This window comes from Thermococcus sp. MAR1 (assembly GCF_012027305.1).
Classification (GTDB): Archaea; Methanobacteriota_B; Thermococci; order Thermococcales; family Thermococcaceae; genus Thermococcus.
The window spans coordinates 1-411 of record NZ_SNUF01000027.1 but is presented as its reverse complement, the minus strand read 5'-3'; the positions used below and the strand labels follow the sequence as shown (position 1 = coordinate 411).

1 protein-coding gene is annotated in these 411 nt (G+C 38.7%); it reads left to right on the top strand.

The window, feature by feature from the left end:
* Positions 1-300: hypothetical protein (locus E3E25_RS11530; protein WP_206204738.1), on the top strand; the 300-nt coding region annotated here is incomplete at its 5' end.
* Positions 301-411 lie beyond the last annotated feature (111 nt).

Below are 411 nucleotides of genomic sequence, written 5' to 3'. Positions count from 1 at the left end.
TGCTCATTAACCTACACAACTGTAACTACGAATACGACTTTATCAACATCAGGAGGGAATTTCATAATAACAGCTGCTTGTACAGTTACTTTACCATCATCAGGTATTGCTACAGGCACGGTTATAAAGATAGCAAGTTCACTTGGTAGTAATGCCAAAATAACCATAGGTGCATTTTATGATGCAATTAATAGTTCACCACATGTAGCACTAACTGCAAGTCCTATGGACGGTTCAGTTTGGTTCTCTGGTGCAGTTACTTTTATATGGGATGGTTCACAATGGATTTGGACTTATTAATAATTATTTCCTTTCTGGTGCAGGTCTTCTGACCTGTACCCTTACTGTTATTTAGTTGTAAAATAATTTACGGTGTAGCACAGGTTTGGAGACCTGAGCCAGCTATGCGAG